The sequence below is a fragment of the Streptomyces dangxiongensis genome (genome assembly GCF_003675325.1).
GTDB classification, from domain to species: domain Bacteria; phylum Actinomycetota; class Actinomycetes; order Streptomycetales; family Streptomycetaceae; genus Streptomyces; species Streptomyces dangxiongensis.
This window is the reverse complement of sequence record NZ_CP033073.1, coordinates 4,148,007-4,171,339: the sequence shown is the minus strand read 5'-3', so window position 1 is coordinate 4,171,339 and position 23,333 is coordinate 4,148,007. Positions and strand designations below refer to the sequence as shown.

Here is a 23,333-nt window from a genome sequence, read left to right as displayed (position 1 = left end):
CTTACTGGCTCACTCAGCGTCAGCCGTTGCGCTTCCAGCGCGGCTTGTCCTCGCGGCGGCCGAAGGAGCCGGTGCCGCGGTGGTCGTCACGACGGCCGTTGGGGCGCTCGTTGCCACCGGAGCGGAAGCCCGGGCGGTCGTCGCGGCGGTCACGGTTGAACGGACGGTCGCTGCCCCGGTGTCCGGTGCGCTCGTCCCGGCGGAACCCAGAGCGGTCACCACGGTCGTCACGACGCTCGAAGCCCCGCTCGCCACGGTCACGGTCGAAGGTGCGGCGCTCGTCACGACGCTCGAACGGACGGCCACCCCGGTCGTCGCGGCGCTCGAAGCCACGGCCACCACGGTCACCACGGTCGTCACGACGCTCGAAGTTGCGGCTACCGCGGTCACCACGGTCGTCACGACGCTCGAAGCCCCGCTCGCCACGGTCACGGTCGAAGGTGCGGCGCTCGTCACGACGCTCGAACGGACGGCCACCCCGGTCGTCGCGGCGCTCGAAGCCACGGCCACCACGGTCACCACGGTCGTCACGACGCTCGAAGTTGCGGCCACCGCGGTCACCACGGTCGTCACGACGCTCGAAGCCCCGCTCGCCACGGTCACGGTCGAAGGTGCGGCGCTCCCGGCGCTCGTACGGCGCGGCGGCGGCCGGGCGCTCCTCGCGCTCGGTCTCCCGCTCCGCCGGCTCAGCGGCCACGACGAGCTCCTGCGCCGCCGTCGCCTGCGCCTCGGCCACCGCGGTCTCCGGGTCCTCGCCGCGCTCGCGGGCGGCCCGGACGACCAGCCGGTCGGCCTCTTCGCGCAGCTCGGTCGCGCGGCGCTGGGCGCGCTCCAGCTCCTTGGTGAGCTGGGCGACCTCGCGCTCGGCCTGCTGGGCGGCGTTGGCCGCGGACTCGGCCTGGACCTCGGTCATCGAGCGGGCGCCGGTGATCTCGGCGACCTCCGGGTCGAAGGCGCCGGCGCCCTGGATGATGTGACGCCCGGCGTCGACGCCGGCGTCCTCCATGAGGCGGAAGATCTGGCGCCGCTGGTGCGGCAGGGACAGGGAGACGACCGTGCCGGTGCGGCCCGCGCGGGCGGTGCGGCCGGCGCGGTGCAGGTAGTCCTTGTGGTCGCCGGCCGGGTCCACGTTCAGGACCAGGTCGATGCCGTCGACGTGGATACCGCGGGCGGCGACGTCGGTCGCGACGAGCGCGTTGACGTAACCCTTCTTGAAGTCCTCGAGCACCCGGGTACGCGCGCCCTGCGTCATGCCGCCGTGCAGCGCGTCGGCCTTCACACCGGAGTCGCAGAGCTGCTCGGCGATGCGGTCGGCGCCCAGTTGGGTGCGGACGAAGATGATCGTGCGGCCCTTGCGGGAGGCGATCGCGGCGGTGACCGGCGCCTTGTCCTTGGGCTTCACGATGAGGATGTGGTGCGACATGGTCGTCACCGCGCCCTGGGCCGCGTCCACCTCGTGCAGGACGGGCTCGTTCAGGTAGCGGTCGACGAGGGTCTTGATCTCGTTCTCCATGGTGGCGGAGAAGAGCATCCGCTGGCCGCCGGCCGGGACCTGGTCGAGCAGCTCGGTGACCTCGGGCAGGAAGCCCAGGTCGGACATCTGGTCGGCCTCGTCGAGGACCGTGATCTGCACGTCGTCCAGGGAGCAGGCGCCGCGGTTGATGATGTCGCGCAGCCGGCCCGGGGTGGCGACGAGGACGTCGACGCCGCGTTCCAGGGCGTAGATCTGGTTGCCCATCGAGGTGCCGCCGCAGACGACCTTCATCTTCAGGCCGAGGACGTCGCCGTACGGCTGGAGGGCGTCGGCGACCTGCATGGCCAGCTCACGGGTGGGCGTGAGGATGACGGCACGCGGCTTGTGCTTCTGGGTGCGGCCGCCGGCCAGGGTGGCCAGGGCCGGCAGACCGAAGGAGAGGGTCTTGCCGGAGCCGGTGCGGCCCCGGCCGAGGATGTCCTTGCCGGTCAGGGCGTCCGGGATGGTCGCGGCCTGGATCGGGAAGGGGGTGGTGACGCCGTTCTGTGCGAGCTTGCGCACGATGCCCTCGGGGAGACCGAGGTCGGCAAAGGTCTGGGGGGTGTCAGCGGCCTCGGGGGCCTCGGTGACCTCGGTCGTCACGTCGACGAGTTCGTTCTCGTTCTCGTTCTCGGACACGACGATCTGGTCAGTACTGGACACGGACATGCGAATGCGAAACCTTCCGGAGTCTCTTCGGCACGCGCCCGTCAACTCCGTGATTCGCTCACGACCGCCTCAATGCGGTCCGCCACGGTAAGGGAGAGTACGCGCCACACGGCGCTCTCTGTGATGGCGCCGGGCAAATGGGATCAAACGATCTACTACCATACGCACCCCCTGCCCCCGAAGGCAAACCGAGGCGCATAAGGCCAGGTCACATCATGCCGCGACGCCCGCCGCGGGTGCCGGTTCACGCTGCACCAGTTGCGGTCCCGTCTCCTCGTGCGCCGAGGACGACGGCTCGGCCGACGGTGGCTCCGAGACCGGCGCAGGCGGCGTGGAGGCGGGCGGCTCGGCCGGCGCGGACGTGACCGGCGGTGTAGGCGGCACCTTGCTCGGCGCCGGTTCCCCGGGCTCGGCGGTACTTCCCGGCTTCGCCGGGGCGGCGGAGGCGCTGTCCGCCCCGCTCGGGCCGGCCGTCGCCGGGTGCGACCCGCCCGGCTTCGCCTTGCCGCCGCGCCCGTGCTTGCCGCCCACCGCCGGCTCCTCGCGGCCCACGCCGCCCGCGCCGGCCACCGGGCCGCCGCCGGGCGCGCCGCCGCGGTGCCGCCCCGTGGAGTGGGCGGGCCGGGCCCGGCCCGCGTCGTCACCCACGTTCACACAGCCCGCGGCGGCGGTGACGGCCAGCACCGCGACGGCGAGACGGACGGGTACGTTCAAGGGGCGCACGGCGGCCACCTCCGGGGGCGGGGAAGGAGTCAACCTCCCCAACTCCCGCCGTCCGCGGGAGGACACGCGTCCCGCGAGCATCGCCGCTCAGCCGTAACCGAGGGCGTGCAGCCGGGCGTCGTCGATGCCGAAGTGGTGGGCGATCTCGTGCACCACCGTGACCTCGGTCTCCGCGACGACGTCCTCGCGGCTCTCGCACATCCTGAGCGTGGGCCCCCGGTAGACGGTGATCCGGTCCGGCAGCACACCGGCGTACCACTCGCCCCGGTCGGTCAGCGGGGTGCCCTCGTACAGCCCGAGCAGCCCGGGGTCGTCGGCGGGCGGCTCGTCCTCGACGAACACGGCCACGTTGTCCATGAGCCGCGTCAGCTCCGGCGGGATCCGGTCGAGCGCCTCGGCCACCAGTTCCTCGAACTCCTCGCGCGTCATCTCCAGCACACCGTCATTGTCCGGTACGCGAGGCCCGGACGTGAGTTCCGGACCGCCGCATATCCACGTCGGCACCTGGGCATACGGGACCAATGGCCCGCGTCCCCCTCGCAGCCCTGAGCACCGTGCTGAACCGGACCTCCAACCGCACACGCCCCGCCCGCCCGCGCATCCCCCCGCTCCCCTCCGTCGAGCCCACCGCCCGGGCCCGCCCCTGGTCGCGCGCCCTCGGGCTGACCGGGGTCGTCCTGCTCGGCGCCTGGCTGGGCCTGCTGGTCGTCGGCGACGTCCGGGCCCCGGTCGGCCCGATGGACACGACCATGGCGCTGCGCCCCTCCCTCACCGGCGGCACGAAGATCAACGTGTCGCCGCTGGGCGCGCTCACCCTGGACAGCCATGTGGCACCGGTGCGCCTGGACGTCAACGTGGACCAGTTGGACCCGCTGCGCTCCCAGGCCCTGGTGGACCACCCCGAGCGGCTCTCCGGGCTCCAGGACGAGGTGGCCCGGGACGTCGAGCACGGCACGCTCGACCTGGCCGTGCGCTCCTGTGTCGCGGTGGTCTCCGGGGCCACGGCCCTCGGACTCGCCGTCTACCGCCGTCCGCGCCCGGCCCTGGCCGCCGGCGGCCTCGCGCTGGTCCTGCTGGCCGCGTCGGGCGCGTCGGCGTACGCCACGTGGAACCCGAAGTCGGTCCTGGAGCCGCGGTTCTCGGGGCTGCTCAGCTCGGCGCCGTCCGTGGTCGGCAACGCCCGCAGCATCGTCACGGAGTTCGACGTCTACCAGAAGGAACTGGCCCGCCTGGTGACGAACGTGACGAAGCTCTACGACGTCACCTCCACGCTCCCGGCCTACCGCCCGGACCCCTCCACCATCCGGGTCCTGCACGTGTCGGACATCCACCTCAACCCGGCGAGCTGGAAGATCATCGGCTCGCTGGTGGACCAGTACAAGGTGGACGTGATCGTCGACTCCGGCGACACGATGGACCACGGCACGGCGGCGGAGAACGGCTTCCTGGACCCGGTCCGGGACCTGGGCGTGCCGTACGTCTGGGTGCGCGGCAACCACGACTCCCGGGCCACCCAGCAGTACCTGGAGCGCATGCGGAACGTGCACGTCCTGGACGGCGGCCGGGCGGAGACGGTCGCGGGCCTGCGGTTCGCGGGCACCGGTGACCCGCAGTTCACCCCCGACCGCTCGGCGGCGCACGGCCGGGACGCGTCCGAGGAACTGGCGGGCGACCGGCTGGCCAGTGCCCTGCGCGACCAGCGGGCGGCCGGCACCCCGGCGGACGTGGCCGTCGCGCACGAGCCGTCCGCCGCCCGGGAGACGGACGGCGAGGTGCCGCTGGTGCTCTGCGGGCACCTGCACCACGAGGGCACGGAGATGCTGCCGTACGGCACCCGGCTGCGCATGGAGGGCTCGACGGGCGGCAGCGGGCTGCGCGCGGTGGAGCACGGGGAGCCCGCGCCGGTCGAGGCCTCGATCCTGTACTTCGACCGGGACAGCCGCACGCTGCAGGCCTGGGACGCGATCAAACTGGGGGGCCTGGGACTGACGACGGCGGAGGTCAGCCGCCATCTGGCGGACGAGAACCGGCCGGGCGCCGGTGCCTCGCACACGCCCTCCCCGACCGGTTCCGCCACCTCGCCCTGAACCGTTTTGGCGATACCCCTCGCCATCCCATATGCTTCTCACGTCCCCGACGCGCTGAGAAGCGCCCAGGCGGGCCGATAGCCCTCATCGTCTAGCGGCCTAGGACGCCGCCCTTTCAAGGCGGTAGCACGGGTTCGAATCCCGTTGGGGGCACGCATTACCGTGTGCGACACTGTTGCACACACGCTTGGTCCTGTGGAGCAGTTTGGAGTGCTCGCCACCCTGTCAAGGTGGAGGCCGCGGGTTCAAATCCCGTCAGGACCGCTGGTGTTTCACGTGAAACACCGTGGCTGGGTAGCTCAGTTGGTACGAGCGTCCGCCTGAAAAGCGGAAGGTCGCCGGTTCGACCCCGGCCCCAGCCACAGCCGCCCTCACCAGGGCACGAGCCCCTCTCCGGCGTCAACGGAGAGGGGCTCTTCCGTGTCGCCCACACCAGCCGGGTACGCCAACGACTGTGGCGGTGAGCCGCCGATGGGCGAAGGCTCCTTCGGCAACTTCGTGGGCAGTGGCGCGGAGGGCCACGTCGACGTCCGGTGACCTTGGCACCACGCCCGCCCGGCGCTACGTTCAGGCGGACGAGCGTGGTGCGCACGGGGCGGGGGAGACATGAGCCGGAACGAGACCGGAGCCATCGGGGACACCGACCTGGAGAAGCTCCGGGCCCGGTACGGTCTGCTGGCGATCGTCACCAGCAATTCAGCGATCGCCGCGGTCGCGATCTTCGGCGTGTGGCGGCTCCACGGCGACAAGGCGGTGATCGTCGGCGTCCTCACGGCCGCCTTCACCGCCGTCAGCGGTATGACCACCGCCTACCTGGGCATCAAGGCCGTCTCCAACACCGCGCGGTCCATAGCCCTCGGGAACGGATCCGGCCCCAGGCACGCCGAAGCGGCCCCGCCCGCCCAGCGCACCCCTTAGGCCGCGTGGGCCGGGCGGACCGGCCGGCCGCCCGGGTGCCGGTGCCGCCAGATCAGGAAGACCGCGCAGGAGACCACCGCCCAGCCCGTCAGCACCAGGAACGGGAACGCGTGCTGGTGGCCCCGGAAGTACACCGCGGTGTGCTGGGCGTTCACCGAGGCTCCGGGCGGCAGCCAGCGGCCGATCGCGCCGAGCGGTGACGGCAGCAGCGGCCAGGAGACGGCACCGCCGGACGACGGGTTGCCCAGCAGCACCATCAGTCCCCAGGTCGGCAGCATCGCCCAGCGCCCGACGAGGGTGTTGAACATCGTGAACACCATGCCGGTGGTGAACATCGTCAGGGCGAGGATCCCCCAGGACTCCAGGAACGGCAGCTTCACCGCGCCCAGCAGCCAGTCCACCACCGCGGCGATCACGAACCCGCCGAGCAGCGCGTAGGCCACGGTGAAGGCGACCCGCTCCAGCGGATTCAGGGCCCGCGCGTGCACGCTGAGCTGGATGGAGCCGACAAAGCCGATGATCACGGCGGCCAGGGAGATGTAGAAGATCGCCAGCCCTCGCGGGTCGCCCCGCTGCAACGGCTTGAGGTCACGGACCGTCACGGTGGTGCCCGTGGCCTTGCCCACCTTCAACGCGGCCTCCCCGAGTACCTGGGCGACCGTCGCCCCGGACGCGCTCGACACGTCCAGCCTGATCGACCGGCCGTCGGCGGACGCCTCCACCACCGCGAACTCCTTCTGCTCGTCCACCGCCCGCGCCGCGGCCGGCCGGCTGCCGTACGGGTGCAGTTTCAGCGAGGCGCCCAGGGTCTGTTCCATGCCGTCGAGGAACCGCCGGGCGGCCGGCTGACCGTAGGCGCCGGTCACCGCCGTCGGAATGTTGTGAGGAGTGGGGTTGGCCATGGCGTACGTGTAGGAACCGGCGAAGAGCCCGGCCGCGGCGGCGATGATCAGCAGCAGGACCGTGGCCGGCAGGAAGGGCGATTCCCGGAACGCCGACCAGCGTTCCGCGCGGGTTGGGGGGCGACCGTGGCTTCCGTGGGGGGAATCGGGCATAACGCCCACGCTAGGTCACGTCCCGTCGCCCCGTCGTTCCGCCGCGACGACGTGGACTGTTCGCGGGGGGGGCGGCTGCCGGCACGGCCAGAACCCGGGCCGGCTGGCCGCGCGGCCCGCCGACCGCGCCCGAGTCAATTCGTTCGCGTGTTTTTCGGGCGAGGTGAGATCCTGGAGGCCGTATGTCTACGCATCCCGCCCCCGCCCTCGGCACCCTCGCCCCCCGCCTGTCCGAGCTGTCGCTGCGCGACGCGCACCGGATCGGCAGGCGGCTGGAGGGCGCGCGCAAGATCCGCAAGCCGGAGGCCCGCGCCGCCGTCCTCGCCGAGATCGACACCGAGATCGCCCGCGCCGAGGAGCGGATGGCCGAGCGGCGCTCCCGCGTGCCGGCCGTCACCTACCCCGAACAGCTACCCGTCAGCCAGAAGAAGGACGTGATCGCGGACGCCATCCGCGATCACCAGGTCGTCATCGTGGCCGGTGAGACCGGGTCCGGCAAGACGACCCAGATCCCGAAGATCTGTCTGGAACTGGGCCGGGGCGTGCGCGGCATGATCGGGCACACGCAGCCGCGGCGGATCGCCGCCCGGACCGTCGCCGAGCGGGTCGCGGACGAGCTGAAGTCCCCCCTGGGCGAGACCGTCGGCTGGAAGGTCCGCTTCACCGATCAGGTGAGCCCGGACGCCACCTTCGTCAAGCTGATGACGGACGGCATCCTGCTCGCCGAGATCCAGACCGACCGCGAGCTGCGCGCCTACGACACGATCATCATCGACGAGGCCCACGAACGCTCCCTCAACATCGACTTCCTGCTGGGCTACCTGGCGCAGCTACTGCCCAAGCGCCCCGACCTGAAGGTCGTCATCACCTCGGCGACGATCGATCCGGAGCGTTTCTCCCGGCACTTCGGCGACGCGCCGATCGTCGAGGTCAGCGGCCGGACGTACCCGGTGGAGGTGCGTTACCGGCCGCTGCTGGAGGAGTACTCCGACGACGCGGCGGACGCCGACCGGGACCAGATCACCGCGATCACCGACGCCGTCGAGGAGCTGATGGCGGAGGGCAACGGCGACATCCTCGTCTTCCTCTCCGGTGAGCGGGAGATCCGGGACACCGCGGACGCGCTGGAGAAGAAGAGATACCGGTTCACCGAGGTACTGCCGCTGTACGCGCGGCTCTCGCACGCCGAGCAGCACCGCGTGTTCCAGCAGCACACCGGACGCAGGATCGTCCTGGCGACGAACGTCGCGGAGACGTCCCTCACCGTGCCCGGCATCAAGTACGTCATCGACCCCGGCTTCGCCCGGATCAGCCGCTACAGCCACCGCACCAAGGTCCAGCGGCTGCCCATCGAAGCCGTCTCCCAGGCCAGCGCCAACCAGCGCAAGGGCCGCTGCGGCCGTACGTCCGACGGCATCTGCATCCGGCTGTACTCCGAGGACGACTTCCTCGCCCGCCCCGAGTTCACCGACGCGGAGATCCTCCGTACGAACCTGGCGAGCGTCATCCTGCAGATGACCGCGGCCGGTCTCGGCGACATCGAGAAGTTCCCCTTCATCGACCCGCCGGACCACCGCAACATCCGTGACGGCGTGCAACTGCTCCAGGAGCTGGGCGCGCTGGACCCGGCCCAGAAGGACGCCCGCAAGCGGCTCACCGACACCGGCCGCAAGCTGGCCCAGCTACCCGTCGACCCCCGCCTGGCCCGGATGGTCCTGGAGGCCGACAAGAACGGCTGTGTCCGCGAGGTCATGGTCATCGCCGCCGCGCTGTCCATCCAGGACCCGCGCGAGCGCCCGGCCGACAAGCAGGCCCAGGCCGACCAGCAGCACGCCCGGTTCAAGGACGAGACCAGTGACTTCCTCGCCTATCTGAACCTGTGGCGGTACGTCCGCGAGCAGCAGAAGGAGCGCGGCTCGTCGTCCTTCCGGCGGATGTGCAAGCAGGAGTACCTGAACTTCCTGCGCATCCGCGAATGGCAGGACATCTACAGCCAGCTACGCACGGTCGCCAAGCAGATGGGCATCCACCCCAACGAGGACGACGCCCCCGGCGACCGCGTCCACCTCTCCCTCCTCGCCGGCCTCCTGTCCCACATCGGGATGAAGGACGTGAAGGACGGCAACAAGAACGAGTACCTGGGCGCCCGCAGCGCCAAGTTCGCGATCTTCCCGGGTTCGGCGCTGTTCCGGAAGCAGCCCAAGTTCGTGATGTCGGCAGAGCTGGTGGAGACGAGCCGCCTCTGGGCGCGGGTCAACGCCAAGATCGAACCCGAGTGGGTCGAGCCGCTCGCCGGGCACCTGCTGAAGCGGACGTACAGCGAACCGCACTGGGAGAAGGACCAGGCGGCCGTCATGGCGTTCGAGAAGGTGACGCTGTACGGCGTCCCGATCGTCGCCCAGCGGAAGGTCAACTACGGCCGCATCGACCCCGAGGTCTCCCGCGAACTCTTCATCCGCAACGCGCTGGTGGAGGGCGACTGGCGCACGCACCACAAGTTCTTCGCCGACAACCGCCGGCTGCTCAGCGAGGTCGAGGAGCTGGAGCACCGCGCCCGGCGGCGGGACATCGTCGTGGACGACGAGACGCTGTTCGACTTCTACGACCAGCGGGTGCCCCAGCACATCGTGTCCGGTGCCCACTTCGACTCCTGGTGGAAGCACAAGCGGCAGGAGCAGCCGGACCTCCTCGACTTCGAGCGGGAGATGCTCATCCGGGAGTCGGCGGAGGCGGTCACCGAGGCCGACTACCCGGACACCTGGCGGCAGGGGCAGCTCTCCTTCCGCGTGACCTACCAGTTCGAGCCCGGCACGGACGCCGACGGCGTGACCGTGCACGTCCCGCTCCAGGTGCTCAACCAGGTCACCGGCGAGGGATTCGACTGGCAGATCCCGGGCCTGCGCGAGGAGGTGGTGACGGAGCTGATCCGCTCGCTGCCCAAGCCGGTCCGCCGCCACTACGTCCCGGCGCCGAACTACGCGAAGGCGTTCCTGGACAAGGCGGTGCCCCTCCAGGAGCCGCTGACGGTGACCATGGCCCGCGAGCTGAAGCGCATGGTCGGCGTCCCCTTCGAGGCGGACGACTTCGACTGGGCCAAGGTTCCCGACCACCTCAGGATCACGTTCCGGATCGTCGACGAGCGGCGCCGGAAGCTGGCCGAGGACAAGGATCTGGAGGCGTTGCAGCTCCAGTTGAAGCCGAAGGCGAGGAAGGCGCTCTCCCAGGCCGCCGCCGCGACCGCCTCCCGCGAGGGCGGGGAGTCCCTGGAGCGCGCGGGCCTGACCGACTGGACGATCGGCTCGCTCACCCGCGTCTTCGAGACCCGCCGGGCCGGACAGCCGGTCAAGGCGTACCCGGCGCTGGTGGACGACGGCGACACCGTCTCGGTCCGCCTCTTCGACACCGAGGCCGAGCAGATGGAGGCGATGTGGAAGGGCACCCGCCGCCTGATCCTCCGCAACATCCCGGTGAACGCGGCGAAGTTCGCCTCGGACCGGCTGACGAACCAGCAGAAGCTGGCCCTGTCCGCGAATCCGCACGGTTCCGTGCAGGCCCTGTTCGACGACTGCGCGACGGCCGCGGCGGACAAGCTCGTCGCGGACTTCGGCGGGCCGGCGTGGGACGAGGAGTCGTACCGCAAGCTGTACGACAAGGTGCGTGCGGAGATCGTGGACACGACGGTCCGTACAGTCGCCCAGGTGCAGCAGGTCCTCGCCGCCTGGCAGGCCTGTGAACGCCGTCTCAAGGCCGTCTCCAGCCCGGCGCTGCTCGCCAACCTCACGGACGTGCGCAAGCAGTTGGACGCCCTCGTGAAACCCGGCTTCGTGACATGGGCGGGCATACGCCGGCTGCCCGACCTGCTGCGTTATCTCGTGGCCGTCGACCGGCGTCTGCAGCAGATGCCGACGGGCGTCCAGCGGGACACCACGCGCATGGAGAAGGTCCACGACATGCAGGACGAGTACGCCTGGCTCCTGGAACAGCTCCCGGAGGGCCGCCCGGTGCCGTCCTCCGTCCTGGACATCCGCTGGATGCTGGAGGAACTCCGGGTCAGCTACTTCGCCCACGCGCTGGGCACGGCGTATCCGATCTCCGACAAGCGGATCCTGAAGGCGATCGACGCCGCCGCGCCGTGACGGGGCCCGCACGGAGGGTGAGTTCGACCAGGACCCTCACCCTCCTGTAGAGTCCTTCTCGCAGCGCAACGCAGCAACAAGCGCCGCGAGACCTGGTCCTGTGGAGCAGCTTGGAGTGCTCGCCACCCTGTCAAGGTGGAGGCCGCGGGTTCAAATCCCGTCAGGACCGCACAAAGGCTGAGGCCCGCATCCCGCAAGGGACGCGGGCCTCAGCCGTATCCCTAGCGACACTCCCCGCGCCAACGGCGTGCGGTCTTGACGGCGTTGCTTTCCCTCGGTACCCAAGGAGCAGGGCTCGTCCTCCCGTGCGGCCCCGGAGGTGGCGTATGGCGGCTTCGGCCAGGCACGAGACGCGGGCGCTCCTCAGGGCGCATCTGTCGGCCGCCTCGTCGTACGGGCATCTCACCCGTCACTGCCCCATCTGTCACCGCCTGCTGCGGCTGGCGATGGACACCGGCCCGCGGAGCCAGGAGGACGAGGACGAGTACGCGGGCGGGCGGCAGGCCGTCGAGGACGAGGATCCGCGGCCCGCGTGACACCGGCCGGCCCCAACGCCCGTACAAGCGTGGGACCCTGGACCAGGCGCTTCCACTAGCGCACGCGTGCCGGAGACAACAAGCGTCCCGGCGTGTGACGGGAGTCACCGCATGAGTTTCTGAAACGGCGGTATTTACCCCCTTCATACAACGGGTCGATTTAATATGTGCAATTGCACCGGCCCCAGGGGTCACGCACAGCCGTTCCGACAGGCCTCCCCAGACTCCGACAAGGACGCTCACGACGCCGCCCCCCGCCCCCGGCCCGCGCACAAAAAAGATCGCGCTGGACTCGGCGGAGTCCAGCGCGATCGACGACGCACCCTGTGCGGCTTGCCTGAAACGTTCTCTTCGGCTCGGGCGTGGGCCCTGTTGGGGCAGGTCCCGCGTCGCTTGTAGCTAGGGTTTCGGGCGCCTCGGCCGGTTGGGGGACCGACCGTCTTGCCCGGTTATGGAGTTGTTCAGGCCTCGCTGCGCTGCTGCGGGATGCCCGCGAGCAGCGCGCGGACCTCGGCCTCGCGGTAGCGGCGGTGCCCGCCGAGCGTGCGGATGGAAGTGAGCTTGCCGGCCTTCGCCCACCGCGTGACCGTCTTGGGGTCGACACGGAACATGGTGGCGACCTCAGCCGGGGTCAGCAGCGGCTCGGCATCAGGGGTGCGAGCGGTCATGAGCGGCCTCCTCGGGAGAACCGAACCTTCTCGGTTCTTTCCTCTAAATTCTGCACCTTGACCCGCGTTGCCCGAAATGGCGGACGCGAGTCGAGTCGGTTATAGGACGAACGGCTTGTCCTCGGCACTACAACTACACCATCCGTCCAGCCCCGTCGGCCAAACCGATGGAATTGCCCTCCCAGGTGTTCATCAGCGACGGATGCCGATGGACCGTGCCATAGCGGACAGTCACGCCACTGTGACGATCAGTCACAGGGCGATCAGAGGTCACCAGACCCCCCAAAACTTACAAAGCGGAGAATCCGCCCAGCATCGAGCATAGTTGGACGGAAGAAGCCCTCCCCGGACCCCTTGTCCTATTTTGGCATGAGGGGTGGCAAGAGACGCAAGGGCCGGGTAAGTGCCGTCCATCACCCTTGGGACGAAAGTCCAGCTCTGAACCAACGTCCCGTCAGATGGCCCAAGTGCGTAGACCGTACGTCGTGCGCGGCGGTTTGGGCCGTGACGTACGTCACTCAGTTCGAATTTGATCCCGCGCTCAGTTCGCGGAGCGCCGGTCCCGTACCGCCCGCCAGCGCTCCACAAGGCGCCCGTACGCCTCCCCGGCCGCCGTCCCGTCACCCCGGCGCAGCGCCTCGATCCCGGCGGCCACGTCCGCCGCCGAGCGGTCGTCCTCCAGCTCACCGGCCGGCAGCACGTGCACCAGGCCGCCGTAGTCCAGCTCGACCAGTGAGCGCGGGTGGAACTCCTCCAGCCAGCGGCCCACGTCCATCAGGCCGTCGATCAGCGGCCCCTCCTCGACGGTGTCCCTGAGCGTGCGCAGCGCCCGCGCCACCCGGCGCCTGGCCTGCACCATCGGCGTGCGGTAGCGCAGCACCGGGGGCACCTCCGCGGTCCCCTCGTCGTACCGGCGCTCCTCGTCGGAGACCAGCACGAACCAGTGCAGCGGCACCTGCCAGGTCGCCGTCCGGATCCACGGGCGGGCGTCGGGGTTGCGGGCGAGCCAGCGCTCGTGGTCCTGGGCGGCCTGGCGGCGCACCAGCGGCGGCAGCACCGCGTCCAGCACCGTCGGCGGCAACTCGCCCGGCAGCTCGTCCAGGGCCTGCCAGCCGCGCAGCCGGGTCCGCCACGGGCACACGCAGACCATCCCGTCGGCCTCCAGCACGAAGGCGTCGGCGCTCTCGTGCACCGGGACCGCGACCGGCGGGGTGGGCAGCAGGGCGGCGAGGGAGCGGCGCAGTTCGTCCTGGTAGGAGGGGCGGTCGGGGCGGCGGGCGTAGCGCTCCCAGTGGGCGCGTTCCGCGTCCGGGAAGGCGCCCAGCGGCTCGTACACACGCAGGTACGTGGCGTAGGGGACGACCACCGAGTACTCCTTGGCCACGCCTGCTCCCTCCCCAGCGGGTCCGGCTCGAAACCACTGCGCATCGTGCCACGGCGGTGCGTGCGCCCAGGACCCGGGAGAGTGATCCTGAACACTGCGCGGATGGTGCTCGGGCGGAGGCTCTACGCTCATGCCACGGCACCCCGCCACCCGTACGGGGTCCGGCCCCACTCGCCGCTCTTTACACAGGAGTCACCACAGTGACCGACGTAACCGGCGCGTCTGCTGATGTCCTGCACACCCTGTTCCACTCGGACCAGGGCGGCCATGAGCAGGTCGTGCTCTGCCAGGACCGCGCCAGCGGCCTCAAGGCCGTGATCGCCATCCACAACACCGCCCTGGGCCCCGCTCTCGGCGGCACGCGCTTCTACCCGTACGCGACCGAGGCCGAGGCCGTCGCCGACGCCCTCAACCTCGCGCGCGGTATGTCGTACAAGAACGCCATGGCCGGTCTCGGTCACGGTGGCGGCAAGGCCGTGATCATCGGTGACCCGGAGCGCGACAAGACCGAGGAGCTGCTCCTCGCGTACGGCCGCATGGTCGCCTCGCTCGGCGGGCGCTACGTCACGGCGTGCGACGTCGGCACGTACGTCGCCGACATGGACGTGGTGGCCCGCGAGTGCCGCTGGACCACCGGCCGCTCCCCCGAGAACGGCGGCGCCGGCGACTCCTCCGTGCTCACCGCCTTCGGTGTCTACCAGGGCATGCGCGCCTCCGCCCAGCACCTGTGGGGCGACCCGTCGCTGCGGGGCCGGAAGGTCGGCGTCGCCGGCGTCGGCAAGGTCGGTCACCACCTGGTCGGGCACCTGCGGGACGAGGGCGCCGAGGTCGTGGTCACGGACGTGCGCGCGGACGCCGTCCAGCGCATCCTCGACCAGTACACCGAGGGCGTGACGGCCGTCGACGACACCGAGGCGCTGATCCGGACCGAGGGCCTGGACATCTACGCCCCCTGCGCCCTCGGCGGGGCCCTGAACGACGACTCCGTGGCCGTGCTCGCCGCCAGGGTGGTCTGCGGGGCAGCCAACAACCAGCTCGCCCACCCCGGCGTGGAGAAGGACCTCGCCGACCGCGGGGTCCTCTACGCGCCGGACTACGTGGTGAACGCCGGTGGGGTCATCCAGGTCGCCGACGAGCTGCACGGGTTCGACTTCGACCGGTGCAGGGCGAAGGCGGCGAAGATCTTCGACACCACGCTGGCCATATTTGCGCGCGCGAAGGAAGACGGCATTCCGCCGGCCGCCGCGGCCGACCGGATCGCCGAGCAGCGCATGGCCGAGGCCCGCGCGGGCGGCATCGCACACTGAGGCGATCGGACGACGAGCGGTTCCCGTCGGCGGGAACGTGGGAGACAACTCTCACTTCCACCGGCGGGTCGTTCCTCCAGAACTGGTTAAAATCACCACTGACCAGCGAGGACAGGGCGCCTCGAGGGTTCTGGGCACACGCGCGTACCGCGGGCGACGTACCGTATGGGCGCGGGCTCAGGTACCGTGGGAGCCCTACGGACCGGCCTCTCCTCGGAGAGTCCGTTCCAGACCATGAACGCGTGTCAGACTCTGGGGCCGTCGAGCCCCGTCGTTGAGGGGGTCGAGCCATGGGGCGCGGCCGGGCCAAGGCCAAGCAGGCGAAGGTTGCCCGTCAGCTCAAGTACAACAGCGGCGGGACGGATCTCTCGCGCCTGGCCGAGGAGCTGGGCGCATCGACGTCGAACCAGTCGCGGAACGGCGGCCGTTTCACGGACGATGAGCAAGACGACGACCTGTATGCACGGTACGCCGACCTCTATGGGGACGACGACGAGGACGAGGACGAGGAGTCCTCATCGCATCGTCGCGGCGCTTGACCTTGCACGGACCAGTCCGGTCGGTGGCCCAGCCACCGACCGGCTTTCGTGCTGTCCGCACGGTCAGACGGCGTAGTCCCCGACCAGCTCCGCGCCGGTGGTCTTCCCGTCCCGCTCGGTGATCTCGCCGGCCACCCACGCCTCGACGCCGCGGTCGGCCAGGGTCGCCAGGGCCACCTCGGTGGACTCCTGAGGGACGATCGCCATCATGCCGACGCCCATGTTCAGGGTCTTCTCCAGCTCCAGGCGCTCGACGTTGCCGGCCGTACCGACCAGGCCGAAGATCGCACCCGGGGCCCAGGTGGAGCGGTCGACCACGGCGTGCAGGCCGTCCGGGATCACCCGGGCCAGGTTGGCGGCGAGACCACCGCCGGTGATGTGGCTGAAGGCGTGCACGTCGGTGGTGCGGGTGAGCGCCAGGCAGTCCAGCGAGTAGATCCTCGTGGGCTCCAGCAGCTCCTCGCCGAGGCTCCGGCCCAGCTCCGCGACCTCCGTCTCCAGGGCCATCCCGGCGCGGTCCAGCAGGACGTGCCGGACCAGGGAGTACCCGTTCGAGTGAAGCCCGGAGGACGCCATGGCGATCACGGCGTCACCCGTGCGGATGCGATCCGCGCCGAGCAGCCGGTCGGCCTCCACGACGCCCGTACCGGCGCCGGCGACATCGAAGTCGTCCTCGCCCAGCAGACCCGGGTGTTCGGCCGTCTCGCCGCCCACCAGGGCGCAGCCGGCCAGCACACAGCCCTCCGCGATGCCCTTGACGATCGCGGCGACCCGCTCGGGGTGGACCTTGCCGACGCAGATGTAGTCGGTCATGAACAGCGGCTCGGCGCCGCACACCACGATGTCGTCCATGACCATGGCGACCAGGTCGTGGCCGATGGTGTCGTAGACGCCCATGCGGCGCGCGATGTCGACCTTCGTGCCGACGCCGTCCGTGGCGGAGGCCAGCAGCGGGCGCTCGTAGCGCTTGAGGGCGGAGGCGTCGAAGAGCCCGGCGAAGCCGCCGAGGCCGCCCAGCACCTCGGGGCGCCGGGTCTTCTTCACCCACTCCTTCATCAGCTCCACCGCGCGGTCGCCCGCCTCGATGTCGACGCCGGCGCCCGCGTAGCTGGCGCCGTCCGCGGCGGACGGGTCGGCATGCGGGGCACGCTGATGAGAACCAGCAGAAGACATGACCTTGAGAACTTTCCTGTCGTACTGCGTGAACAGCGGGGATTACGGGCGGCGGATCGCGTCGGACGCGGCCGTGGCGGCCGGGCCCGCGGCCAGCTCCGTCTCCAGAAGCTGCTTGCCGAGCAGCTCCGGGTCCGGCAGGTCCATCGGGTACTCGCCGTCGAAGCAGGCGCGGCACAGATTCGGCTTGGCGATGGTGGTCGCCTCGATCATGCCGTCGATGGAGATGTAGGCCAGGGAGTCGGCGCCCAGGCTGGTGCCGATCTCCTCGATGGTCATGCCGTTGGCGATCAGCTCCGCGCGCGTGGCGAAGTCGATGCCGAAGAAGCAGGGCCACTTCACGGGCGGGGAGGAGATCCGGATGTGGACCTCGGCGGCGCCCGCCTCGCGGAGCATGCGGACCAGGGCCCGCTGGGTGTTGCCGCGCACGATCGAGTCGTCGACGACGACCAGGCGCTTGCCCTTGATGACTTCCTTCAGCGGGTTCAGCTTGAGGCGGATGCCCAACTGGCGGATGGTCTGCGATGGCTGGATGAACGTACGGCCGACGTAGGCGTTCTTCACCAGGCCCGCGCCGAAGGGGATGCCGGAGGCCTCCGCGTAGCCGATGGCGGCCGGGGTGCCGGACTCCGGGGTCGCTATGACCAGGTCGGCCTCGGCGGGGGCTTCCTTCGCCAGGCGGCGGCCCATCTCCACGCGGGAGAGGTACACGTTCCGGCCGGCGATGTCGGTGTCCGGGCGGGCCAGGTACACGTACTCGAAGACACAGCCCTTGGGCCTCGCTTCCGCGAAGCGCGAGCTGCGCAGGCCGTTCTCGTCGATGGCGACGAACTCGCCCGGCTCGATCTCGCGCACATAGCTGGCGCCGCAGATGTCGAGGGCGGCGGACTCGGAGGCGACCACCCAGCCGCGCTCCAGGCGGCCGAGGACCAGCGGACGGATGCCCTGCGGGTCGCGGCCGGCGTAGAGGGTGTGCTCGTCCATGAAGACGAGGGAGAAGGCGCCCTTGACCTTCGGGAGGACCGCGTGGGCGGCGTCCTCGATGGTCAGCGGCTTGCCGTCCTCGTCGACCTGGGCGGCCAGCAGCGCCGTCAGCAGGTCGGTGTCGTTGGTGGCCGCGACCCGGGTGGAACGGCTGTTGTTGTCGTTGGGCAGCGCGGCGACCATCTCGGCGAGCTGCGCCGTGTTGACCAGGTTGCCGTTGTGGCCGAGGGCGATCGAGCCGTGCGCGGTGGCACGGAACGTCGGCTGGGCGTTCTCCCACACGGAGGCACCGGTGGTCGAGTAGCGGGCGTGTCCGACCGCGATGTGGCCCTGGAGCGAGCCGAGAGAGGTTTCGTCGAAGACCTGGGAGACCAGGCCCATGTCCTTGAAGACGAGGATCTGGGAGCCGTTGCTGACCGCGATTCCCGCGGATTCCTGACCCCGGTGCTGGAGGGCGTAGAGCCCGAAGTACGTGAGCTTTGCGACCTCTTCACCCGGAGCCCAGACACCGAAGACGCCGCAAGCGTCCTGGGGGCCTTTTTCGCCGGGAAGCAGATCGTGATTGAGTCGACCGTCACCACGTGGCACGCCACCGAGTGTAGGCGAGATCGGTCACCGGTCCGAATTGGGGATCGTGTCGGTTGCCGAGAACGCAGTCGCGATCACTTTGGATGTTTCCGTGTTTATGCAGGTCAGAGCGGTGACTCACGAGCAGCCCAAGGCGTTGGTCGTGCCGTGCGGGGGCACCCCGGGGCATTTCTGCGGGTGCGTGAGTGAGGTGTCGCACATCAGCCGGGCGCGCGGCGGCTGAGGTGCACGCGGTCGCCGTCGCCGTCGGTGAGCGTCGCCTTCGCCCCGTCGGTCCGCGCGGTCAGGGTGCCGGTGGTGAGGGCGCGGGCGAGAGCGCGTTCGAAGTCCATCCGGGCCGGGGCGCAGGCCATCCGGGTCGTGCGCAGGTCACCGATGGTGATCCGGTCGCCGTGCACGGTGCCCCGGGCGCTGAAGCGGTTGCAGCCGAGGTTGCCGGCCGCCCTGCCGTCCTCGTCGATGCGGAGGCGGGCGGTGGCGGGCGCGTGCCGGGTCGTGCCGCCGGCGGTGATGCCGTCGACCCGCCAGTCGATCCCGGTCACCGGCTGCTGGTCGCTCACCGCTCCACTGTCCCCCGCCGCGCTGCCGCAGGCCACCGTGAGCGGCAGGAACACGGCGGCTACCGCCAGGGACATGTGCTGCTTGTGCCGGTTCATACGGTTTCGACGGGCGAGCGGTGCGGCCGGTTCCGCGGTGGGGGCCGCCCATGACGGACCGGCGGACAGGGGGTGACGAGGCCGTCGAGCGGGGCCGCGAATCGGCGTGCAGGGCTGCGGGAGTCCCGCGAGCAGCGCTACGACATGACCGGCAGGAGTCCCCCGATGTCCGCCCGCTCCCCGCTCGCGCCGACCTTCGCCCCGGCCAGCGCGTCGGCCCAGGACAGGCGCCCGGTGGCCAGCCGGATCCAGGTCAGCGGGTCGGTCTCCACCACGTTGGGCGGGGTGCCGCGGGTGTGCCGGGGCCCCTCGACGCACTGCACGACGGCGTACGGCGGCACCCGCACCTCGGTGGAGCCGCCGGGCGCCTTCACGGCGAGGGCGTCGGCGAGCAGCCGGGTGGCGGCGGCCAGGGCCTGCCGGTCGTAGGGCACTTCCAGGCCCGGGACGGCGTCGTTGAGGTCGTCGGTGTGGACGACGAGTTCGACGGTGCGGGTGACGAGGTAGTCGTCCAGCGGCAGGGCACCCGCGTTGGTCTCCAGGAGCCGGCTGCCGGGGTGTGCGGCGAGCAGGGCGCGCAGGCTGTCCTCGACGTCGGTGAGGTAGGCGTCGAGGTCGGGGCGGTCCGCGGCGAGGTTGCGGGTGAAGTCGGCGATCTCGGCGGACTTGGCGGCGGTGGCGAAGGGCCACTCGACCACCTGGACGTCCTGCCTGGGCGGGGCCGGCCGGTCCAGGGCGCGGTGGACGGCCGTGACGGCCATGCCGATGTGCGCGATCAGGTCCCTTACGGTCCAGTCACCGAGCCGGGTGGGCAGGGCGAGCTGCCCGGGATCGAGGCGGCGGACGGCCTCCCGTACGGTGCCGAACTGGGCGAAGACCGCGGCGCGGGTCTTGGCGGGGTCATAGCTGCGGGCGCGCTTCCTGGCCGGTGGCATGGGAGCGACCTTAATCCCGATGGCACCGGGACCTCAGGCGCTTTTCCCGGGCCACCGCCCCGGGGCCCGTCGCGGCCGTCAGGGTTCGTCCGGTGGCGGTGTGAGCACCCGGGGGCAGAGTCCGGGACCCGGGACGGGCATACAGCGGGGAGTACGCGCGAACGCCCTGCCCGGGGCCGGGCAGGGCGTTCGGCGGTGCTGCGGGAACTACGCCAGCAGCGCCGGGATCGTGTTCTCGTGGACCTCGCGGAGTTCGGTGAGGGTGAGGGTGAACTCGCCCTGCACCTCGACCGTGTCACCGTCCACGACACCGATGCGCGTGGCCGGCAGACCGCGTGCACCGCACATGTCGTTGAAGCGGACCTCCTCCGAGCGCGGTACGGCGACGATCGCGCGGCCGGCCGACTCGGAGAACAGGAAGGTGAAGGCGTCCAGGCCGTCCGGGACGACCAGGCGGGCGCCCTTGCCGCCGAGCAGCGCGGACTCCACCACGGCCTGGACCAGGCCGCCGTCGGACAGGTCGTGCGCGGAGTCGACCATGCCGTCGCGGGAGGCGGAGATGAGGATGTCGGCCAGCAGCCGTTCCCGCTCCAGGTCGACCTTGGGCGGCAGGCCGCCGAGGTGGTCGTGGATCACCTGGGACCAGGCCGAGCCGCCGAACTCCTCGCGGGTGTCGCCGAGGAGGTAGAGCAGGTGGCCCTCCTCCTGGAAGGCGACCGGGGTGCGGCGGGCGACGTCGTCGATCACGCCGAGGACGGCCACGACCGGGGTCGGGTGGATGGCGGCCTCGCCGGTCTGGTTGTACAGCGAGACGTTGCCGCCGGTCACGGGCGTGCCGAGCTGGCGGCAGCCGTCGGCGAGACCGCGCACGGCCTCCGCGAACTGCCACATGACCGCCGGGTCCTCGGGCGAACCGAAGTTCAGGCAGTCGGAGACGGCCAGCGGCTTGGCGCCGGTGGTCGCCACGTTCCGGTAGGCCTCGGCCAGGGCCAGTTGGGCGCCGGTGTACGGGTCCAGCTTGGCGTAGCGGCCGTTGCCGTCCGTCGCGATCGCGACGCCGAGCCCGGTCTCCTCGTCCACGCGGATCATGCCGGAGTCCTCCGGCTGGGCGAGGACGGTGTTGCCCTGCACGAAGTGGTCGTACTGAGACGTGATCCACTTCTTGGAGGCCTGGTTGGGGGAGCCGACCAGCTTCAGGACCTGGTCCTTCAGCTCCTCGGAGGTCTCCGGGCGCGCCAGCTTGTTCGCGTCGTCCGCCTGGAGCGCGTCCTGCCACTCGGGGCGCGCGTACGGGCGCTCGTAGACCGGGCCCTCGTGCGCGACCGTGCGCGGGTCGACGTCGACGATCTTCTCGCCGTGCCAGAAGATCTCCAGCCGGTCGCCGTCGGTCACCTCACCGATGACGGTGGCGATGACGTCCCACTTCTCGCAGATCTCCAGGAACCGGTCGACCTTCTCCGGCTCCACGACCGCGCACATGCGCTCCTGCGACTCGCTCATGAGGATCTCCTCGGGCGAGAGCGTCGAGTCGCGCAGCGGTACGTCGTCCAGCGTCACGCGCATGCCGCCGGAGCCGTTGGAGGCCAGCTCGGAGGTGGCGCAGGACAGGCCGGCCGCACCGAGGTCCTGGATGCCGACGACCAGCTTCTCGCTGAACGCCTCCAGGGTGCACTCGATGAGGAGCTTCTCCTGGAAGGGGTCGCCGACCTGCACCGCGGGCCGCTTGGACGGCTTGCCCGTGCCGGAGGCGCTGTCGGATGCGTTGTCGAAGGTCTCGGAGGCGAGGATCGAGGCGCCGCCGATGCCGTCGCCGCCGGTCCGGGCCCCGTACAGGATGACCTTGTTGCCCGTGCCGGAGGCCTTGGCGAGGTGGATGTCCTCGTGCCGCATCACACCGATGGCGCCGGCGTTGACCAGCGGGTTGCCCTGGTAGCAGGCGTCGAAGACGACCTCGCCGCCGATGTTGGGCAGGCCCAGGCAGTTGCCGTAGCCGCCGATGCCCGCGACCACGCCGGGCAGGACGCGCTTGGTGTCGGGGTGGTCGGCGGCGCCGAAGCGCAGCGGGTCCACGACCGCCACCGGGCGGGCGCCCATCGCGATGATGTCGCGGACGATGCCGCCGACACCCGTGGCCGCGCCCTGGTAGGGCTCGACGTAGGAGGGGTGGTTGTGCGACTCGACCTTGAAGGTGACCGCGTAGCCCTGGCCGACGTCCACGACGCCGGCGTTCTCGCCGATGCCGACGAGCATGGCGTCCGACTCGGGCGCCTTCTCGCCGAACTGGCGCAGGTGGACCTTGGAGGACTTGTACGAGCAGTGCTCGGACCACATGACCGAGTACATGGCGAGTTCGGCGCCGGTGGGGCGGCGGCCGAGGATCTCCACCACCCGCTCGTACTCGTCCTTCTTCAGGCCGAGTTCGGCCCAGGGCAGCTCGACGTCGGGGGTCCCGGCCGCGTGCTCGACCGTGTCCAGAGGCGTCCGGCTCATGCGTTGACCAGCTTCTTGAGGATCGAGGTGAAGAAGGGGAGGCCGTCGGTGCGGCCGGTGCCGACGAGCGGCTCCACGGCGTGCTCCGGGTGCGGCATCAGCCCCACGACGTTCCCGGCCTCGTTGGTGATGCCGGCGATGTCCCGGAGCGAGCCGTTCGGGTTGAAGTCCACGTACCGGAAGGCGACCCGGCCCTCCGCCTCCAGCTCGTCCAGCGTGTACGCGTCGGCGACGTACCGGCCGTCCATGTTCTTCAGCGGGATGTGGATCTCCTGGCCGGCGCGGTAGTCGCCGGTCCAGGCCGTCTCCGCGTTCTCCACCCGCAGCTTCTGGTCGCGGCAGATGAAGTGCAGGTGGTCGTTGCCGAGCATCGCGCCCGGGAGGAGGTGGGCCTCGGTGAGGATCTGGAAGCCGTTGCAGATACCGAGGACCGGGAGCCCGGCCTTCGCCTGTTCGATCAGGGACTCCATGACGGGCGAGAAGCGGGCGATGGCGCCGGCCCGCAGATAGTCGCCGTAGGAGAAACCGCCGCACAGGACGACGGCGTCGACCTGCTTGAGGTCCTTGTCCTTGTGCCACAGGGCGACCGGCTCGGCACCCGCCAGACGGATCGCGCGCCGGGTGTCCTGGTCGTCCAGGCTGCCGGGGAAAGTGACGACGCCAATACGAGCGGTCACTTGGCCGCCTCCGCGACTTCGTCGACCCGGACGGTGAAGTCCTCGATCACGGTGTTGGCGAGGAAGGATTCCGCAAGATCGCGGATGCGGGTGAGCGCGGCCTCGTCGACCGGCCCGTCAACTTCCAGTTCGAAACGCTTTCCCTGACGTACGTCCGAGATCCCCTCGAAACCCAGGCGCGGCAGCGCACGCTGGACCGCCTGGCCCTGGGGGTCGAGGATCTCCGGCTTGAGCATGACGTCGACTACGACGCGTGCCACTGGCACTCCCGGTGTGTGGTGCTGAGCAGGTCCCT

At 70.8% G+C, this 23,333-nt stretch carries 19 protein-coding genes and 4 tRNA genes; 10 read left to right on the top strand and 13 right to left on the bottom strand.

The window, feature by feature from the left end:
- Positions 1-19: 19 nt before the first annotated feature.
- The 3 genes from D9753_RS18655 to D9753_RS18645 all read right to left on the bottom strand — a co-directional run bounded on the left by D9753_RS18655 (position 20) and on the right by D9753_RS18645 (position 3,343).
- Positions 20-2,182, bottom strand: a complete 2,163-nt coding sequence (locus tag D9753_RS18655) for a DEAD/DEAH box helicase (RefSeq protein ID WP_121788029.1) — start codon at positions 2,180-2,182, stop codon at positions 20-22.
- Positions 2,183-2,395: 213 nt separating this feature from the next.
- Positions 2,396-2,905, bottom strand: coding sequence for a hypothetical protein (locus D9753_RS18650; RefSeq protein ID WP_121791152.1), 510 nt, complete (start codon positions 2,903-2,905; stop codon positions 2,396-2,398).
- An 87-nt stretch (positions 2,906-2,992) separates the two neighbouring features.
- On the bottom strand, positions 2,993-3,343 hold the full coding sequence (locus tag D9753_RS18645; RefSeq protein ID WP_121788028.1) for a metallopeptidase family protein: 351 nt from the start codon (positions 3,341-3,343) through the stop codon (positions 2,993-2,995).
- 83 nt (positions 3,344-3,426) lie between these two features.
- Between D9753_RS18645 and D9753_RS18640 the strand changes: the two genes are divergently transcribed.
- The 5 genes from D9753_RS18640 to D9753_RS18620 all read left to right on the top strand — a co-directional run bounded on the left by D9753_RS18640 (position 3,427) and on the right by D9753_RS18620 (position 5,910).
- Positions 3,427-4,992 carry a metallophosphoesterase family protein gene (locus D9753_RS18640; RefSeq protein ID WP_205614194.1) on the top strand — a complete coding sequence of 522 codons (1,566 nt, stop codon included), beginning with the start codon at positions 3,427-3,429 and terminating at the stop codon, positions 4,990-4,992.
- 80 nt (positions 4,993-5,072) lie between these two features.
- A tRNA-Glu gene (locus tag D9753_RS18635) sits at positions 5,073-5,145 on the top strand.
- A 36-nt stretch (positions 5,146-5,181) separates the two neighbouring features.
- Positions 5,182-5,256, top strand: a tRNA-Asp gene (locus D9753_RS18630).
- A 24-nt stretch (positions 5,257-5,280) separates the two neighbouring features.
- A tRNA-Phe gene (locus D9753_RS18625) sits at positions 5,281-5,354 on the top strand.
- A gap of 244 nt (positions 5,355-5,598) precedes the next feature.
- Entirely contained in the window at positions 5,599-5,910 is a 312-nt protein-coding gene (locus D9753_RS18620; RefSeq protein ID WP_205614193.1) for a hypothetical protein, read from the top strand.
- Here D9753_RS18620 and D9753_RS18615 read toward each other — a convergent pair.
- Positions 5,907-6,965, bottom strand: a complete 1,059-nt coding sequence (locus D9753_RS18615) for an ABC transporter permease (protein ID WP_121788027.1) — start codon at positions 6,963-6,965, stop codon at positions 5,907-5,909. The genes D9753_RS18620 and D9753_RS18615 overlap by 4 nt on opposite strands.
- Before the next feature lie 182 nt (positions 6,966-7,147).
- Here D9753_RS18615 and hrpA point away from each other — a divergent pair, with 182 nt between their 5' ends.
- The 3 genes from hrpA to D9753_RS18600 all read left to right on the top strand — a co-directional run bounded on the left by hrpA (position 7,148) and on the right by D9753_RS18600 (position 11,637).
- On the top strand, positions 7,148-11,101 hold the full coding sequence (hrpA, locus tag D9753_RS18610) for an ATP-dependent RNA helicase HrpA (RefSeq protein WP_121788026.1): 3,954 nt from the start codon (positions 7,148-7,150) through the stop codon (positions 11,099-11,101).
- 94 nt (positions 11,102-11,195) lie between these two features.
- Positions 11,196-11,270 (top strand) — tRNA-Asp (locus tag D9753_RS18605).
- A gap of 157 nt (positions 11,271-11,427) precedes the next feature.
- Complete coding sequence (locus D9753_RS18600; RefSeq protein ID WP_121788025.1) at positions 11,428-11,637, top strand: DUF6274 family protein; 210 nt, start codon at positions 11,428-11,430, stop codon at positions 11,635-11,637.
- Between the two features lie 461 nt (positions 11,638-12,098).
- Here D9753_RS18600 and bldC read toward each other — a convergent pair whose 3' ends face one another.
- Complete coding sequence (bldC, locus tag D9753_RS18595; RefSeq protein ID WP_003949541.1) at positions 12,099-12,305, bottom strand: developmental transcriptional regulator BldC; 207 nt, start codon at positions 12,303-12,305, stop codon at positions 12,099-12,101.
- A gap of 541 nt (positions 12,306-12,846) precedes the next feature.
- The gene (locus D9753_RS18590) at positions 12,847-13,689 is read right to left on the bottom strand and encodes a hypothetical protein (protein WP_121788024.1); all 843 of its coding nucleotides are present in this window, start codon (positions 13,687-13,689) and stop codon (positions 12,847-12,849) included.
- 200 nt (positions 13,690-13,889) lie between these two features.
- On the opposite strand from D9753_RS18590, the gene D9753_RS18585 reads away from it, so the two are divergent.
- Together D9753_RS18585 and D9753_RS18580 are read left to right on the top strand one after the other, a co-directional pair.
- Positions 13,890-14,996, top strand: a complete 1,107-nt coding sequence (locus D9753_RS18585; protein WP_121788023.1) for a Leu/Phe/Val dehydrogenase — start codon at positions 13,890-13,892, stop codon at positions 14,994-14,996.
- Positions 14,997-15,286: 290 nt separating this feature from the next.
- Positions 15,287-15,535 (top strand): DUF3073 domain-containing protein, encoded by a 249-nt coding sequence (locus tag D9753_RS18580; RefSeq protein WP_121788022.1) that lies wholly within the window; start codon positions 15,287-15,289, stop codon positions 15,533-15,535.
- 63 nt (positions 15,536-15,598) lie between these two features.
- Here the strand turns inward: D9753_RS18580 and purM are convergent, their stop codons facing one another.
- From purM to purS, 7 genes are all read right to left on the bottom strand, one after another.
- Positions 15,599-16,708 carry a phosphoribosylformylglycinamidine cyclo-ligase gene (gene purM / locus D9753_RS18575; RefSeq protein WP_121788021.1) on the bottom strand — a complete coding sequence of 370 codons (1,110 nt, stop codon included), beginning with the start codon at positions 16,706-16,708 and terminating at the stop codon, positions 15,599-15,601.
- A 42-nt stretch (positions 16,709-16,750) separates the two neighbouring features.
- On the bottom strand, positions 16,751-18,280 hold the full coding sequence (gene purF, locus D9753_RS18570; protein WP_121788020.1) for an amidophosphoribosyltransferase: 1,530 nt from the start codon (positions 18,278-18,280) through the stop codon (positions 16,751-16,753).
- Positions 18,281-18,480: 200 nt separating this feature from the next.
- A complete protein-coding gene (locus D9753_RS18560; RefSeq protein WP_240468213.1) occupies positions 18,481-18,915 on the bottom strand; it encodes an META domain-containing protein in 435 nt (144 codons plus the stop codon).
- Positions 18,916-19,073: 158 nt separating this feature from the next.
- Positions 19,074-19,871, bottom strand: a complete 798-nt coding sequence (locus D9753_RS18555) for a maleylpyruvate isomerase family mycothiol-dependent enzyme (RefSeq protein ID WP_121788017.1) — start codon at positions 19,869-19,871, stop codon at positions 19,074-19,076.
- Positions 19,872-20,078: 207 nt separating this feature from the next.
- Positions 20,079-22,361 (bottom strand): phosphoribosylformylglycinamidine synthase subunit PurL, encoded by a 2,283-nt coding sequence (gene purL, locus D9753_RS18550; RefSeq protein WP_121788016.1) that lies wholly within the window; start codon positions 22,359-22,361, stop codon positions 20,079-20,081.
- Positions 22,358-23,038: a phosphoribosylformylglycinamidine synthase subunit PurQ gene (gene purQ / locus D9753_RS18545; protein ID WP_121788015.1), complete on the bottom strand. Its 681-nt coding sequence runs from the start codon at positions 23,036-23,038 to the stop codon at positions 22,358-22,360. The genes purL and purQ overlap by 4 nt, the downstream gene beginning before the upstream one ends.
- Positions 23,035-23,298, bottom strand: coding sequence for a phosphoribosylformylglycinamidine synthase subunit PurS (gene purS, locus D9753_RS18540; protein WP_121788014.1), 264 nt, complete (start codon positions 23,296-23,298; stop codon positions 23,035-23,037). Before purS ends, purQ begins: the two co-directional genes overlap by 4 nt.
- Between the last annotated feature and the right edge of the window lie 35 nt (positions 23,299-23,333).